This is a genomic window from Litoribacter populi (assembly GCF_007483685.1).
GTDB lineage: Bacteria > Bacteroidota > Bacteroidia > Cytophagales > Cyclobacteriaceae > Litoribacter > Litoribacter populi.
This window is the reverse complement of record NZ_VMKN01000002.1, coordinates 149452-163528: the sequence shown is the minus strand read 5'-3', so window position 1 is coordinate 163528 and position 14077 is coordinate 149452. Positions and strand designations below refer to the sequence as shown.

Annotated in this window: 14 protein-coding genes; 11 read left to right on the top strand and 3 right to left on the bottom strand. The window is 41.0% G+C overall.

Features of this window, described 5'->3' with window-relative positions; genetic code table 11:
* Window positions 1-8: 8 nt before the first annotated feature.
* On the top strand, window positions 9-461 hold the full coding sequence (locus FPL27_RS16465) for a GreA/GreB family elongation factor (RefSeq protein ID WP_143962329.1): 453 nt from the start codon (window positions 9-11) through the stop codon (window positions 459-461).
* Here FPL27_RS16465 and FPL27_RS16460 read toward each other — a convergent pair.
* Both FPL27_RS16460 and FPL27_RS16455 read right to left on the bottom strand, forming a co-directional pair.
* Entirely contained in the window at window positions 445-2124 is a 1680-nt protein-coding gene (locus FPL27_RS16460) for a M56 family metallopeptidase (protein WP_143962328.1), read from the bottom strand. The two genes, FPL27_RS16465 and FPL27_RS16460, sit on opposite strands and share 17 nt — an antisense overlap.
* The gene (locus FPL27_RS16455) at window positions 2124-2498 is read right to left on the bottom strand and encodes a BlaI/MecI/CopY family transcriptional regulator (RefSeq protein WP_143962327.1); all 375 of its coding nucleotides are present in this window, start codon (window positions 2496-2498) and stop codon (window positions 2124-2126) included. Before FPL27_RS16455 ends, FPL27_RS16460 begins: the two co-directional genes overlap by 1 nt.
* Before the next feature lie 233 nt (window positions 2499-2731).
* On the opposite strand from FPL27_RS16455, the gene FPL27_RS16450 reads away from it, so the two are divergent.
* From FPL27_RS16450 to FPL27_RS16440, 3 genes are all read left to right on the top strand, one after another.
* Window positions 2732-3505, top strand: coding sequence for an NRDE family protein (locus tag FPL27_RS16450; RefSeq protein ID WP_143962326.1), 774 nt, complete (start codon window positions 2732-2734; stop codon window positions 3503-3505).
* Between the two features lie 57 nt (window positions 3506-3562).
* A complete protein-coding gene (locus FPL27_RS16445; protein ID WP_143962325.1) occupies window positions 3563-4543 on the top strand; it encodes a YpdA family putative bacillithiol disulfide reductase in 981 nt (326 codons plus the stop codon).
* Window positions 4544-4713: 170 nt separating this feature from the next.
* On the top strand, window positions 4714-5325 hold the full coding sequence (locus FPL27_RS16440; RefSeq protein ID WP_143962324.1) for a 3-keto-disaccharide hydrolase: 612 nt from the start codon (window positions 4714-4716) through the stop codon (window positions 5323-5325).
* Between the two features lie 53 nt (window positions 5326-5378).
* Here the strand turns inward: FPL27_RS16440 and ade are convergent, their stop codons facing one another.
* Window positions 5379-7007: an adenine deaminase gene (gene ade, locus FPL27_RS16435; protein WP_143962323.1), complete on the bottom strand. Its 1629-nt coding sequence runs from the start codon at window positions 7005-7007 to the stop codon at window positions 5379-5381.
* A gap of 224 nt (window positions 7008-7231) precedes the next feature.
* On the opposite strand from ade, the gene cmk reads away from it, so the two are divergent.
* From cmk to nqrE, 7 genes are all read left to right on the top strand, one after another.
* Window positions 7232-7912 carry a (d)CMP kinase gene (gene cmk / locus FPL27_RS16430; protein WP_143962322.1) on the top strand — a complete coding sequence of 227 codons (681 nt, stop codon included), beginning with the start codon at window positions 7232-7234 and terminating at the stop codon, window positions 7910-7912.
* A gap of 11 nt (window positions 7913-7923) precedes the next feature.
* Window positions 7924-8823 carry a 4-hydroxy-3-methylbut-2-enyl diphosphate reductase gene (locus tag FPL27_RS16425; protein ID WP_143962321.1) on the top strand — a complete coding sequence of 300 codons (900 nt, stop codon included), beginning with the start codon at window positions 7924-7926 and terminating at the stop codon, window positions 8821-8823.
* Between the two features lie 138 nt (window positions 8824-8961).
* Complete coding sequence (locus tag FPL27_RS16420) at window positions 8962-10326, top strand: Na(+)-translocating NADH-quinone reductase subunit A (protein WP_143962320.1); 1365 nt, start codon at window positions 8962-8964, stop codon at window positions 10324-10326.
* 5 nt (window positions 10327-10331) lie between these two features.
* The gene (locus FPL27_RS16415) at window positions 10332-11534 is read left to right on the top strand and encodes an NADH:ubiquinone reductase (Na(+)-transporting) subunit B (RefSeq protein ID WP_143962319.1); all 1203 of its coding nucleotides are present in this window, start codon (window positions 10332-10334) and stop codon (window positions 11532-11534) included.
* Window positions 11521-12291, top strand: a complete 771-nt coding sequence (nqrC, locus tag FPL27_RS16410; RefSeq protein WP_143962318.1) for an NADH:ubiquinone reductase (Na(+)-transporting) subunit C — start codon at window positions 11521-11523, stop codon at window positions 12289-12291. Before FPL27_RS16415 ends, nqrC begins: the two co-directional genes overlap by 14 nt.
* 25 nt (window positions 12292-12316) lie before the next feature.
* The gene (locus FPL27_RS16405) at window positions 12317-12991 is read left to right on the top strand and encodes an NADH:ubiquinone reductase (Na(+)-transporting) subunit D (protein ID WP_143962317.1); all 675 of its coding nucleotides are present in this window, start codon (window positions 12317-12319) and stop codon (window positions 12989-12991) included.
* A 14-nt stretch (window positions 12992-13005) separates the two neighbouring features.
* On the top strand, window positions 13006-13617 hold the full coding sequence (nqrE, locus tag FPL27_RS16400; RefSeq protein ID WP_143962316.1) for an NADH:ubiquinone reductase (Na(+)-transporting) subunit E: 612 nt from the start codon (window positions 13006-13008) through the stop codon (window positions 13615-13617).
* The last annotated feature ends 460 nt before the right edge of the window (window positions 13618-14077 follow it).

Sequence of the window (14077 nt, the reverse complement as noted above, 5' to 3'; positions counted from 1 at the left end):
TTATTAATATGCTTGATAAGAAACGTAAAACATTGGAAGTTCTGAAATCCACACTGGAAAGTAAGATTCAGGAGGTGAAAACTTCTTTGCAGGCGTTGGACGACTCTGGAGAAGGGGAAACTAAGAGTAGTGCAGGCGATAAGTATGAGACTTCACGTGAGATGATCAATCAGGAAAGAACCAAATTTTCCCAAGTCTTGCATGATTTAACTTCCCAGCTTCAGGTGGTGAATAGCATTTCTCCTGAATCTCAAAGACAAAAAGTGGAGCTTGGAGCTTTGGTTGAGCTTGAAGGAATGAGTCTTATTATATGTGTTCCCTTTGGAAAACTTGTGGTGGAAGGAGAGCAGGTATTTGCAGTTTCCATAAAAAGCCCTGTGGCCCAATCCTTATTGGGAAAGACCACAGGGGATGAAGTTATTATCAATAAGAAAAGATTGGCAATTAAGACTCTTTTTTAGCAGGCTTTTCTTCTTTGAAAGCATCTTTCATAAGTTTTTCCAACTCCTTAAAGTGGTGGTCGTTTTTCTGCTGCCACTCTTCCATTTTTTGATGAAATTCCTCCATTTTAGGTCCGAATTCCTTTTGCCATTCCTCCATTTTGGCTTCTAATTCCTTAAGTTTAGGCTCCAGTTTGGTAGTCATTTCTTTGTGCCTTTCCATGATCATCACTTCCTTGCCTTTCATTTTTTTCACGAATTCCTCCATACGAGGATGGTTTTCTTCTGACCAGATCATGATTCTTTTGTGCAGATCTTCCCCGGCTATTTCCATTTTGGCAGCGTTTTTTTCCAAGAGTTTTTCTATTTTTTTTATCTTTTCTTCATCAAGAATGGATGTGTCCAATTTATAAAAGACGCTGTCATCAAGGTGCTTTCGCATGATTATTTTCGGAGATCTTGTCATTTGCGTATCGCCATTGATGATAATGGTCCTTACCATCACTTTTTCGTCCTCATCCTTTTCCTGATTGCCTTCAGTCTCCTCTATGATTTCGAATTCCATTACTTTTTTCTGTGGTACTGTATCAGAAGAGATTTCAAATCGAGGATGCTCCAGATGAATATTATCAGAAATCGTAGTCAATAACTCGTTATTGGGGCTAGGGTTTGATGCAGCGACAAGTGTGGCGCTAAGAATTAATGTAGCTATCATAGTGTAAGAGATTATAGATGGGAATTTGGGTTGATTGATTGAATAGCCAAGCATGAGCTTGATTCTTTCAAGTGTTGTGTTTTTACGGCTTCCGGCAGCTAATGCTACTTCCGGACTGTTTTGTGCGCTATGGTTGAGAACTTCTGCTAGACCTTGAGCTAGGCATTTTGGTTCTATTCCACTAGCAATGGCCATTTGATCAGTGGCATGTTCCCGTTGCTCACGGATGTTGGCATTGAGCCACCAGAAACATGGATGATAGAAAAATAGCACCTCCAAAACGGACTGCATTAAATTTGTCAAATAATCATTTCGCTTGATATGGGCTAGCTCGTGTGTGATGATAGCTTCCAATTGGGATGGAGTAAGTTGAAAAACAAGGCTTACGGGAATCAGTATGACTGGTTTGAATACCCCAAAAGTGATAGGGGTGAAGCATGGATTGCAAGTTCCAAACTTGATAGACCTTTTAATGCCCATTCTTTTTGCTTGAGCACTTGTGAAACTGACCCACTTTTCAGGGAGATTGCTTTTCAAATCCTTTTTCAGATTCTGCAATGCCGCTAAGTTGCCAATGAGGCGAATGGAAAACAACGCGGCTCCGATTATCCAGAAGTTTACTATATAATGTAAGTGTTGGGCAAGGTAAGCCTTAAGTGAAAGGAGATAGCTGGCCTTTGCAGCAGCCGGAACAGTATTCCAGCCTGTGTTGGACATTACCATCACCATGCTACCTTCATTTTGAGCCAGTGACAGGAAGTAAATCAATGTTGCAACTGTAGTCACTACTATACTGGTCAAAGCGACTAATCCTGCTTTGTATTTAACTACTGGGTTTTTTTTGTAAAAGGCTTTGGTGAAGATAAAAAACAAAATGCTGATGGCTAATATCTGCCACATGGAATGCATTAGAGTCCAACCCAGCGCAATCCTGGTTGCTTCTGGGAATATAATGTCAAAGGTTTCCATTATTTGTCATTTTCCAATTTGTTCAAAAACGCTCTTATTTCTTCAATTTCCTCTTTGGATGGTTCACTCTGTCCCAAGGCCTGCATGACAAGCTTTTTGGCAGATCCCCCAAAGGCTAAAGACATGAAATTCTTGACCAATGAGGATTGAGTTTCTTTTTGGCTGATTGCGGGCTTGTAGATGTGTCCACGCCCTTCCTCATACCTTTCCAATAGCCCTTTGGAAAACATAACCTGCATCTGTTTCAGGGTGGTGGTGTATCCGGTGTCCTTACTGGCGCTCAGCCTTTCATGGACTTCCCGCACACTTGCCTTTTCCATTTCCCATATTAGGCCTAAGATTTCCAGTTCTGATTCTGTGGGTTTTACGCTCATATTTGTTGTACGATATTTATCGTATCAAAGGTATACGATTTGTGTCGTAGATACAATAGGGAGGTAGAAAATTCCTGTTAAAATCTCTTAAAATTTAATTGGCCTATAGTTTGATTAAGTACGGGATAGAAAATAAACCAAAGTCTGGGAATTATTTTTTTAGTAAATCCCTTGAAATAACGGCTGGATATATGGAAGAAATAATATATTTGGCTTTTTAAAGCGTAAACTTTATGTGTTTGATCACGTTTAATTGGCTTGCTCACCCTGAGTATAGGTTGATTTTAGTAGGAAATAGAGATGAGGTCTTTGATAGGCCTTCCAAACCTATCCACCAATGGGGATCTGGCTTCTTTGGAGGTAAGGACCTCAAAAGTGGAGGCGCTTGGATGGGCATTTCTCCAGAAGGAAGATTTGCAGCAATCACAAACTATAGAGATTTCTACAACCTAAAAGAAAATCCAGTAAGCCGAGGTTTTTTGGTTAAAAACTTTTTGGAAGGTAAGATGTCCCCATATGACTACCTCGACGAAATTTCCTCCCAAATGGATAAATATGATGGCTTCAATCTGCTAGTGGCAGATTCTGAGAACATGTATTATCTGAGTAATTATGGGGAAGACATTATAGAAATTGAACCAGGTCTTCACACCCTCAGTAATGAACTGCTTAACTCTGACTGGCCTAAAGAACAACTTGCAAAGGAGGATTTGCATGAACTTATTCTTTTGGACAAACTTCAGCCTGGGGAAATGCTGAAAACCTTAAAAAGTGAAGAAATTACTCCAGACGAAAAGCTGCCTGATACCGGTGTGACTCTTGTTCAGGAGAGAGCACTATCTGCACAATTTGTGAGGTTGGAGGATTATTACGGTACTGTGAATACTACAGCGATTCTTTGGGGCCACGATGGCAGTGGGGTTATTTCTGAGAAGTTTTATGTTGAAAAAGAAGAGACTGAAAATAACACAATTGTCTTCCGTACTAAAAGAAGCCGATTTTTTTGAACTCTATAACTTAAGATGGGTTTCTTTACATGAAAAGAAAGAAAATCACCTTTTTAGATGAACAACATTGATGTCTTGATTATCGGGGGAGGCCCGATAGGTTTGGCTTGTGGGATTGAAGCCACAAAAGCCAACCTCAAATATGTAATCCTGGAAAAAGGAACCCTAACCAATTCTTTGTTTAACTATCCAGTCAACATGACTTTTTTCTCCACCTCTGAAAAACTAGAGATGGGGAAAATACCTTTTATGTCACTTGCCAATAAGCCCACCAGAACAGAGGCTTTGGAATATTATAGAAGGGTTCAGAAACACTACGACCTCAAAGTCAAACTTTATGAAAAAGCAGAGTTAATAACCAAGTTAGAAAATGGTTTTGAAATAAAATCCTCGAAAGCCACTTATCAGGCACGCCATATTATTATTTCAACCGGTTTTTATGATTTACCCAATCTGATGGATGTCCCAGGTGAGAACCTTCCAAAAGTAAGTCATTATTATAAAGAGCCATGGCCATATATCGGTCAAAAAATACTTGTGGTAGGGGGCGGGAATTCTGCAGTGGATGTAGCCTTAGAGACTTGGCGAAAAGGGGCCGACGTCACCATGGTTATGAAAGATAGTATGGTAGATAGGAATGTGAAGTATTGGGTATTACCTGATATTGAAAATAGGGTAAAAGAGGGGTGTATTAAAGCTTATTTCAATACCACTATCAAGGAAATCACACCATCGACTGTTGTTCTAAACACTCCGGGTGGAGAGGAAAGTGTCGAAAATGACTTTGTGCTTGCGATGACAGGTTATAAGCCCAACTTTGAACTGCTTGAACAGATTGGGGTCAGCCTGAACCTGGATGAGCATAGGCAACCTTGCTATGATGAAGCAAATCAAGAATCAAATATTCCAGGAGTGTATTTGGCTGGGGTGGTTTGTGGTGGTTTGAATACCCGTGAGTTTTTTATAGAAAACTCTATCGCTCACGCAGAATCCATTGTCCGCGATATTAAAAGGAAACAGCAAATCGCTAGTCACTGATGTTTTTAATTTTTTAACTCTAGTTTTCGACTTATTACCAGGTGAAATAGGTCCTTTATTCCTTTCTGAAAACAAATTTATTTTTTCTGATGAATTCATTTTGTCAACTAGGTTTTTTGGAAAGGTTATTGCAAACTACCAATTATTAAAACCAATAACTTTTAGCAAAAATGAAGATACTGAGAATTTTAGGTTTAGTCGGAGTGATTTGGGTCTCCCTTAGTGGGTTTGGATTCAACAATGAGGATGAAGAGGGCTGGATAAGCCTGTTTGACGGTACGAGCCTAGAGGGATGGACAGTAACTGAAAATCCTAGGGCGTTTCAAGTTTTTAGCGGAATGTTGGTTTCCCATGGTCCGCGAGCACATTTGTATTACAATGGAGATGAAATCGGGAAAGACTTGAAGAATTTTGAACTCAAGGCTGATATAATGACATTTCCCAAAGCCAATTCGGGAATCTATATCCATACAGAATATACCGAGAAAGGTTTTCCGAATAAAGGATATGAAATCCAAATTAATGAGGCTAGCCAATGTATCAATCGGGCCAATGAAAAAGGCCTTGAAACTTCAGAAAGAGAGACCTATGTAAAGGATATGCAATGGTTTACCCAACATATCATTGTGCAAGACAATATGGTTACCATCAAGATCAATGATGAGGTGGTCAACAAATACAAGATTGATGAAGCTGAATTGAATGGTGGTACAATTGCTTTGCAAGCGCATGACATGCATAGTAGAGTTTACTTCAAAAATATAAAAATTAAACCCTTGTAGGTGATAGCATATCAAAAAAGCGGTCAGAAATTACTTCTGACCGCTTTTTTGATTTAAAGAAAAAGGTCTGTGAATTTGAATTCCTGACCGCTAAATAATCCCTTGTCACTTAGTTTCAGATCAGGTATTACCAGCAGCGCCATAAAGCTCAAGGTCATGAAAGGGGACTGTAAGCTAGACCCCATTTCTTTGGCCATTTTATCAATGGTGGTGTATTGTTCTGCAACCTTGTATCCATCTTCAGCCGACATGATTCCGCCCACAGGAAGAGGCAAAATTATGGATTGATTGAGATTGATAGCAGATACTCCACCTTTAGCTTCGATGATTAGATTAACTGCCTTGGTTATGCTCTCATCATCCACGCCTACAGCTATGATGTTATGTGAGTCATGCCCAACTGAAGAGGCAATAGCACCCTCGGTCAATCCAAAGTTCTTGATAAAAGCCATTGCTGGAGCAGCATCCTCATAACGGTTTACTACTGTTATTTTTAAAATATCCTTTTCAGGGTTAGATTCTGCCTTTCCGTTTTTAATCAGGATTTCCCCTTTAATTTCTGGCGTGATTAATTGCCCATCCAAAGCCTCGATCACCCTAACCGTCTGACTTTTGGCATCTATTGCAAAGTCTTCAACGGATTTTTTGTTTGTATGAAAGTTGTTGATGATTTCGTTGGATACACTCTCGATGAGAGTTTTGCCATTTTCCGCAACCAAATTTCCGTCAATGAAAGTTTTCAACACCTCAAACTTCTCCAAATCTTTCACCACTATAAAATCTGCTGGATCACCTTCTTTCAATGAGCCAACTTTCATTTTATAGTGAGAAATTGGGTTGAGACAGGCGGCTTTTAGCACATCAAACAAATCCTTGTTTTCGGCCACTGCTCTTGCAGCGAGGTGGTTGATATGGCTGACGGCCAAATTATCGGGATGCTTGTCATCCGAGCAAAACATGATGTTGTCTGCATGTTCATCGATAAGTCCGATCAGTGCCTCAAAGTTTTTAGCAGCACTACCTTCTCTGATGGAGATTTTCATACCATGCTTTAACTTGTCCAAAGCCTCCTCTTGAGTGAAGCATTCGTGATCGGTGCTAATGCCGGCTAAAATATACTTTTCTGCCAGTTCTCCCTTCAAGCCTGGAGCGTGGCCATCTATGGGCTTCCCAAATTTCTGTGCTATGGCAATTTTTTCCATTACCTCTGAGTCACGGTTGACCGTTCCTGGCCAGTTCATCATTTCGGCTAGATAGGTGATTTCCTCCCTAATCATTAGTTTTTCAATATCGGCAGTGTTGATTTCTCCACCTGCCGTTTCAAATGGAGTGGCGGGTACGCAGGAAGGTGCGCCGAAGTAAAACTTGAAAGGGACCTTGTGGCCATTGTCAATCATATACTCCACACCTTCCATACCGCAAACGTTAGCGATTTCATGTGGGTCGGAGATGGAAGCCACCGTCCCGTGGACCACTGCTAGACGGGCAAACTCGGATGGGACCAACATGGAGGACTCCACGTGCACATGGGCATCGATGAATCCGGGCATTATATATTCATCTGGAGCTTGAGTCACTTTCTTCACCTGGCCTATTTTGCCGTTTTCGATGCTAACTTCTGCGGGAAAGATTTGGCGGTTGGGAATGTCTACAAACTGGCCGGAAAGGGAAAATTTTTTCATAAAAATGGGGTTAAGCAGAAAATGAAATTTCAGATAGGCCTTCGGTGTCTATCTGAAAACCAAATTTACGAAAGCCGGAGGACTTTCCGAAAGTTGTTATTAATTGCTGTGAAAATTACGCTTTTTGGACTTTTGAAGATACCTTTGCCTCAGGACTAATAAAAGATTTAAAACTCTTATATTTGCACCGGAAAACACGGCTTTCCGGAATTAACAAAGATTGGATGAAGAAAATTGTAATTGCTATTGATGGCTTTTCGGGTTGTGGTAAAAGTTCAACAGCCAAAGCCGTAGCTAAAACTTTGAGTTATACCTATATAGATTCAGGGGCCATGTATAGAGCGGTGACGCTCCATTTTATCAATAGTTTTACAAATCTCACCAATCCCAAGGAGGTGCTCAAGGCTCTATCCACCCTGAAAATTGAGTTTCACAAGAATGAAGAAACAGGTTTCCAAGAGACTTTTCTAAATGGTCTGAATGTGGAAAAACAGATCAGGACGATGAAGGTTTCGGAGAGAGTTAGCGAAGTGAGTAAGCTTAAAGAGGTGCGTAAAGAGTTGGTTGCACAGCAGCAGCGGCTCGGTAAACACAAAGGGGTGGTAATGGATGGTCGCGATATCGGTACAGTAGTATTTTCCGATGCGGAATTGAAAGTATTCATGACTGCCGATCTTAACATTCGTGCGGAGAGAAGGCAGCAGGAGCTTTTGGAAAAAGGAGACCTTGTAGAACTGGATAAAATTATCCACAACTTAGGAGAAAGAGACAGAATAGATTCCAGCAGGGAAATCAGCCCACTTAAAAAGGCAGATGACGCTGTGGAAATAGATACAAGTTATTTGGATTTTGACGACCAGGTAACCCAAATTGTAAAATTGGCCAAAGAGAAAATCGAGGCTTAAACAACTATGTCATGCAGGTAACTATAGATAAAAATTCTGGATATTGCTTTGGGGTGGAGTTTGCCATTAAAATGGCCGAGGACGAAATGGAAGGTGCTGACACTTTATACTGTCTGGGAGATATAGTTCATAATGATATGGAGGTAAATAGACTCAGCCAGAAGGGGCTTGTAGTCATCGACCGTGAGCAACTTAAGGAAATCAGTAATTGTAAAGTCCTCATCCGTGCCCATGGAGAACCTCCTGAAACCTACCGCACCGCTATAGAAAACAATATTGAACTCATAGATGCCTCCTGCCCAGTGGTGTTAAAGTTACAGCACCGTGTAAAAAATGCTTTCGACAAAATGGAGAGAGAAAAGGGGCAGATTGTCATTTATGGGAAAAAGGGACACGCCGAAGTTATCGGCCTGACTGGGCAAACCAGGGAAAATGCCATTGTAGTGATGGAGGAACAAGATCTGGAGAAAATTGACTACACCCTTCCGATCACTCTTTTCAGCCAGACTACCAAAAGCACCAAGGGGTTTTATGACCTTAAAGAGAAAATCTCCCAACGAATAGAAAAAGCCAAGGGATCGGTTGAGGAAGTGGACTTCAATGCCAATGATTCTATCTGCCGCCAGGTGTCCAACAGAGAACCCCAACTCAGAAAATTCTCTCAAGATAACGACGTCATTATATTTGTCTCAGGAAAGAAAAGTAGCAATGGTAAGGCTCTATACCAAGTTTGTAAAGAACAAAATGAGCGTAGCTATTTTGTTGAGAACGAGTCAGAAATAGACAGGGCGTGGTTCAAAGTCGATGACAGTGTTGGCGTTTGTGGAGCTACTTCCACCCCTATGTGGCTCATGGAACTGGTGATGAACCATGTAAAAAATTGGGATAAAGAGGGATTGATTACAACATAAATTAGATATGCCTCAAACAAAATAATTGCCAAGTATACTTATTTCGTGGAAATAATCGAGCAATTATCTTCTAATAACTAATGTATTTTCTTAGATTTGAGGCGTTTTTAAAGGGACCATATAGTTCAAAAAATAAATATGTCAAAACTAATAAAGCTTAAGAAGGGATTTGATATTAAGCTTGCCGGAAGAGCTGATAAGCAACTTGCAAATTTCCAGCCAGCTCAGACCTTTGCAATCAAACCTACCGACTTCATAGGGATGCAACGCCCTAAAGTTCTTGTCAATGAGGGAGATACTGTGAAAGCAGGAACCCCAATCTTGTTTGATAAAAAACTTGACAAAGTTCAATACGTATCTCCTGTTTCCGGAGAAGTCGTAGAAATCAAAAGAGGAGAGAGAAGGAGATTGCTCGAGATTAAGATTAAGGCAGATCAGACCTTTGAATTCGAACAGTTTACAAAATACAATGATTCTGACCTGAAAGCGCTCAAAAGGGAAGATGTAGTTAATCACATGGCGATGAGCGGTGTGTGGCCACAGATCATCCAAAGACCGTTTGGCGTAGTGGCCGATCCAGCGGATGAGCCTAAAGCCATCTTTATTTCAGGTTTTGACACCCACCCATTAGCTCCGGATTATGGTTTTTTGTTAAAAGGCCAAGAGAAATACTTCCAAGCCGGTATCAACGTATTGAAAAAGTTGACTCCTGGAGTGGTTCACCTCAATTTGGAGGAAGGCGCTGAAGTTCCAGCGGTTTACAATAATGTACAAAATGTACAGGTTAACAAGTTCTCTGGACCTCACCCAGCCGGAAACGTAGGTGTGCAAATCCACCACATTAATCCCATCAATAAAGGAGATATTGCCTGGACTGTAAACCCATATGGGGTAGCGCAGATCGGTAAACTTTTCTTGGACGGCGTCTATGATGCTTCCAAAATTGTTGCTATCTCTGGCTCACACATTACTAAGCCCGCTTACGCAAAAACTTACTTGGGTGCTTGCGTGGATAAGTTCTTGGCGGGAAATACCAAAGAAGGTAAATACAGAGTGGTTTCCGGTAATGTACTTACAGGACAAAGAATCAATAACGATGGTTATTTGGGTTATTACGATAATCAAATCACCGTACTTCCTGAAGGCGATGAGTATGAGTTCCTAGGCTGGATGAAACCAACTTCGGCACGACTTAGCTACCACAGGGCATTGGGTCTTTTCAGCTTCTTGAAACCAAACCAAGAGTTTGTGTTGGATACTAACATGAGAGGTGAAGAGAGGGCTTTTGTTCAGACAGGTGTGTTTGAAAACGTAACTCCGATGGACATCTACCCGGTATATCTATTGAAAGCCATCATGGCCGAGGATTATGATGAAATGGAAGAGCTAGGAATTTATGAGTTGGTGGAGGAAGACCTTGCCCTTTGTGAATTTGTGGACGTGTCCAAGCATCCAGTACAGGAGATATTAAGAAAAGGAATTGAACTAATACAATATAGTTAATTAATATGAAGTTTCTACGCGATCTGTTAGATAAGCAGAAGCCGCTTTTTCAAAAGGGCGGCAAATTGGAGAACTTGTATTATTTGTATGAGGCAGGTGAAACGTTCATGTTCACACCAAAACATACAACTAATCCAAGAGGTGCCCAAATCAGGGATGCCATCGATCTAAAAAGAATGATGATCACTGTAGTGATCGCTATGATTCCATGTTTGCTATTTGGTATGTACAATACCGGCAACATGCATTATTTAGCGGTAGGTGAGACAGCGGACTTCGCAGACAAATTTCTTTTGGGCGCTATCCTAGTATTACCTATTGTATTGGTTTCTTATGCTGCAGGTGGTATTGTAGAGGCCATTTTTGCAGTAGTACGAAAACACCCCATCAATGAAGGCTTCTTGGTGACAGGGATGTTGATTCCATTGGTGGTACCAGCTACCATTCCTTTGTGGCAGGTTGCCTTAGCGACAATTTTCGCTGTGGTGATAGCAAAAGAGGTGTTTGGTGGTACCGGTATGAATATTCTAAACGTAGCCATGACCGCAAGAGCTTTCCTTTACTTTGCATACCCAATGCAGATTTCTGGTGACCAGGTATGGACTTACGTAGGTGAAAAAGGTGTGGTTGACGGATTCTCTGGAGCCACTGCCCTTGCAGTAGCATATCAGGCTGGCCAGGAGGGCGAGGCAGTGACTTCGGCATTGGCTACCCACAACGCAGGCTTTATGGACAACATGTTTAGCTTTGCAAATATGTTTTTCGGATTTATCCCTGGATCAATCGGTGAGACATCGGCTTTGATGGCTTTAATCGGTGCAGCCATACTTATTCTAACTGGTGTAGCCAGCTGGAAAATCATCGTAAGTGCATTTGGTGGTGCTTGGCTTATGGGCTTGGTAATGGAGCTATTCGCAGTGAATGAATACATGGCTATGCCTGCACATTATCATTTGGTGATGGGTGGTCTTGCATTCGGTATCGTGTTTATGGCTACCGACCCAGTTTCTGCCTCTCAGACCGAAACTGGAAAGTGGATTTACGGGTTATTAATTGGTGTTCTTACTGTCATCATACGAGTGACGAACCCAGCCTATCCGGAAGGAATTATGTTGGCGGTATTGTTCATGAACGTATTTGCACCACTTATTGATCACTATGTAGTAAAAGCAAACAAGAAAAGGAGGTTACAACGTGCAACAGTCTAACGGATATATTATCACATTCTCTGTCATCCTTACCGTAGTCTTAGGACTATTATTGTCAGGTACATCAGAGTTGTTGGGGCCAATTCAGAAGAAAGCTGAAGAATTGGATACCAAAAAGCAAATTCTTGGGGCCGTGATGGCCGCCGAGGAATTAAACAGAATGGAATCTGAACAGGTAATAAACTATTACGAAACCAGAATTTCTTCTAAAGTAGTCAACATCAACGGTGAGGAAGTTGAGCAGGATGAGGAGGGAAACCAACTTGTCGCTGAAAATGTAAACATCGCTAAAAACTATAAAAGAAGCCCAGAAGATAGACTTTACCCCGTGTTTATCTACCATGCTGAAGGTAATGAAGAGGATGTTCAGTCTATCATCCTTCCGGTATATGGTAATGGACTTTGGGATGAGATTTGGGGTTATGTAGCTCTTCAAACTGACCTTAACACTATCGAAGGTGTAACTTTTGCTCACGCCGCTGAAACTCCAGGGCTTGGTGCAAGAATCACTTCAGGTGATGTGCAGGCTAGGTATAGAGGTAAAGAGATCTTCAACGAAGCTGGAGAACTTGAGGCGGTAAGAATGCAAAAAGGTGAAGGTAAAGACTACTCTGCCGATCCGCATAAAGTTGATGGCCTTTCTGGGGCTACTATTACTGCTGAAGGGGTAAACAAAATGTTGGAGCGCTACTTGAGCCACTACAAGAGCTACCTAGAAAGAAAAAGAACTGGTGACGCTCCTGTTGCTTTAAATTAATTTTGAACGTTTCAATTTCAATATAATGAGTACAGAAACAGCTGAAGTAAAAAAGCCATCAGAGGCACTCTTATCTAAGAGAAGAAAGAAATTGATATCGGATCCACTAGTGGATGACAACCCAATCACCATTCAGGTTTTGGGTATTTGTTCAGCACTAGCGGTAACCACACAGATGCAACCAACCATGGTAATGGCGCTATCTGTAATATTTGTAATGGTAATGGCTAACCTTACCATTTCTCTAATGAGAAACACTATCCCTTCTAGGGTTAGGATTATTGTGCAGCTTGCTATTGTTGCCTCTTTGGTGACTTTGGTAAACGAGGTGTTGAAAGCTTTTGCTTTCGATATGTACAAAGAACTATCCGTATTCATTGGATTGATTATCACAAACTGTATTGTAATGGGTCGTCTTGAGGCTTTTGCGCTTGGCAACAAACCGTATGATTCCATCCTTGATGGTTTTGGTAGTGCCTTGGGCTACTCTTGGATTATCCTTGCAGTTGCGTTCTTTAGAGAGCTTTGGGGTTCAGGCTCCGTATTCGGATACCCTGTATTTGACAACATCTCTGGGTTGTTCGGTGATGATTTCTCCTTGGCTACAAATGGTCTAATGGTTTCCCCTGTAGGTGCATTTATAATCCTTGGATTGATCATTTGGGTACAACGTACCAAAACTGGTTATGTAGAACATTAAAATATATCTAAGAAATGGAATTATTTAATTTAGCTATCAGATCAATCTTTATTGATAATATGGTATTTGCCTATTTCCTAGGTATGTGTTCCTTCTTGGCAGTATCCAAGAAAGTGTCTACAGCCCTTGGTCTAGGTGCAGCGGTTATCTTCGTTCTTTCAGTTACCGTACCGGTAAACTGGTTGTTGAATGAATTTATCCTTAAAGAGGGAGCATTGGCTTTCCTAGGTGAGCAGTTTGCCACTATCGATTTGACTTTCCTTAGATTTATCATGTTCATCGCAGTAATTGCGGCCATGGTTCAGTTGGTTGAGATGATTATCGAAAAATTTGCACCAGCTCTTTACGGTTCTTTGGGGATCTTCCTTCCTTTGATCGCGGTAAACTGTGCGATTCTTGGTGGTTCCCTTTTCATGGCCGGTAGAGACTACACCCTAGCGGAAGCAGCGGTTTACGGTGCTGGTTCAGGTACAGGCTTTTTCCTAGCAATCGTGGCTTTGGCTGCCATTAGAGAGAAACTTAAGTATTCAAATGTTCCTAACGGATTGAAAGGGTTGGGTATCACCATGCTGATTACAGGACTTATGGGTATCGCCTTTATGTCTTTCATGGGTATCGACCTTTAAGGTTTAAATAAAAAACTTATAAGCCTTTTCATCTATGGATGGAAAGGCTTATTTTTTGTCATGAAAAACGTCAAAATATATCAAATCGCCTCTTATCTACCAATTTTTATACTCATACTGAGCTACGTGTACAAATGGGTGGGAATAGAAGTTTTTGCGGGGTTGTTTCTATTTTACTTCTTGATTTACAGAACCTTTCTTGATTACTACCGACTTAAAGCTAAGAATCTTGTCACCAAGGAGCTATACATAAGATTTTGTAATCGGTAAATAAAACTGCACCACTTTCGGTAAATAAGAATGCACCAAATTTGGCAACAATAGTGCACCACTAAAATCCTCTTGGGGCATGCCCCAAGAGGATTTTAGAGTATTTTGCTGGTCTACCAAAACTAGCATTTTATGAATGTGTACTTAGACAAATTTATGACTTATTTCGAAATCCACCGCCTCCAAAGGG

Bases quoted from the DNA above. Each gene is read 5' to 3' on its own strand.
- FPL27_RS16465 (WP_143962329.1), top strand. From the start codon at position 9: ATGCTTGATAAGAAACGTAAAACATTGGAAGTTCTGAAATCCACACTG.
- FPL27_RS16460 (WP_143962328.1), bottom strand. From the start codon at position 2,124: ATGGAAACCTTTGACATTATATTCCCAGAAGCAACCAGGATTGCGCTG.
- FPL27_RS16455 (WP_143962327.1), bottom strand. From the start codon at position 2,498: ATGAGCGTAAAACCCACAGAATCAGAACTGGAAATCTTAGGCCTAATA.
- FPL27_RS16450 (WP_143962326.1), top strand. From the start codon at position 2,732: ATGTGTTTGATCACGTTTAATTGGCTTGCTCACCCTGAGTATAGGTTG.
- FPL27_RS16445 (WP_143962325.1), top strand. From the start codon at position 3,563: ATGAACAACATTGATGTCTTGATTATCGGGGGAGGCCCGATAGGTTTG.
- FPL27_RS16440 (WP_143962324.1), top strand. From the start codon at position 4,714: ATGAAGATACTGAGAATTTTAGGTTTAGTCGGAGTGATTTGGGTCTCC.
- ade (WP_143962323.1), bottom strand. From the start codon at position 7,007: ATGAAAAAATTTTCCCTTTCCGGCCAGTTTGTAGACATTCCCAACCGC.
- cmk (WP_143962322.1), top strand. From the start codon at position 7,232: ATGAAGAAAATTGTAATTGCTATTGATGGCTTTTCGGGTTGTGGTAAA.
- FPL27_RS16425 (WP_143962321.1), top strand. From the start codon at position 7,924: ATGCAGGTAACTATAGATAAAAATTCTGGATATTGCTTTGGGGTGGAG.
- FPL27_RS16420 (WP_143962320.1), top strand. From the start codon at position 8,962: ATGTCAAAACTAATAAAGCTTAAGAAGGGATTTGATATTAAGCTTGCC.
- FPL27_RS16415 (WP_143962319.1), top strand. From the start codon at position 10,332: ATGAAGTTTCTACGCGATCTGTTAGATAAGCAGAAGCCGCTTTTTCAA.
- FPL27_RS16405 (WP_143962317.1), top strand. From the start codon at position 12,317: ATGAGTACAGAAACAGCTGAAGTAAAAAAGCCATCAGAGGCACTCTTA.
- nqrE (WP_143962316.1), top strand. From the start codon at position 13,006: ATGGAATTATTTAATTTAGCTATCAGATCAATCTTTATTGATAATATG.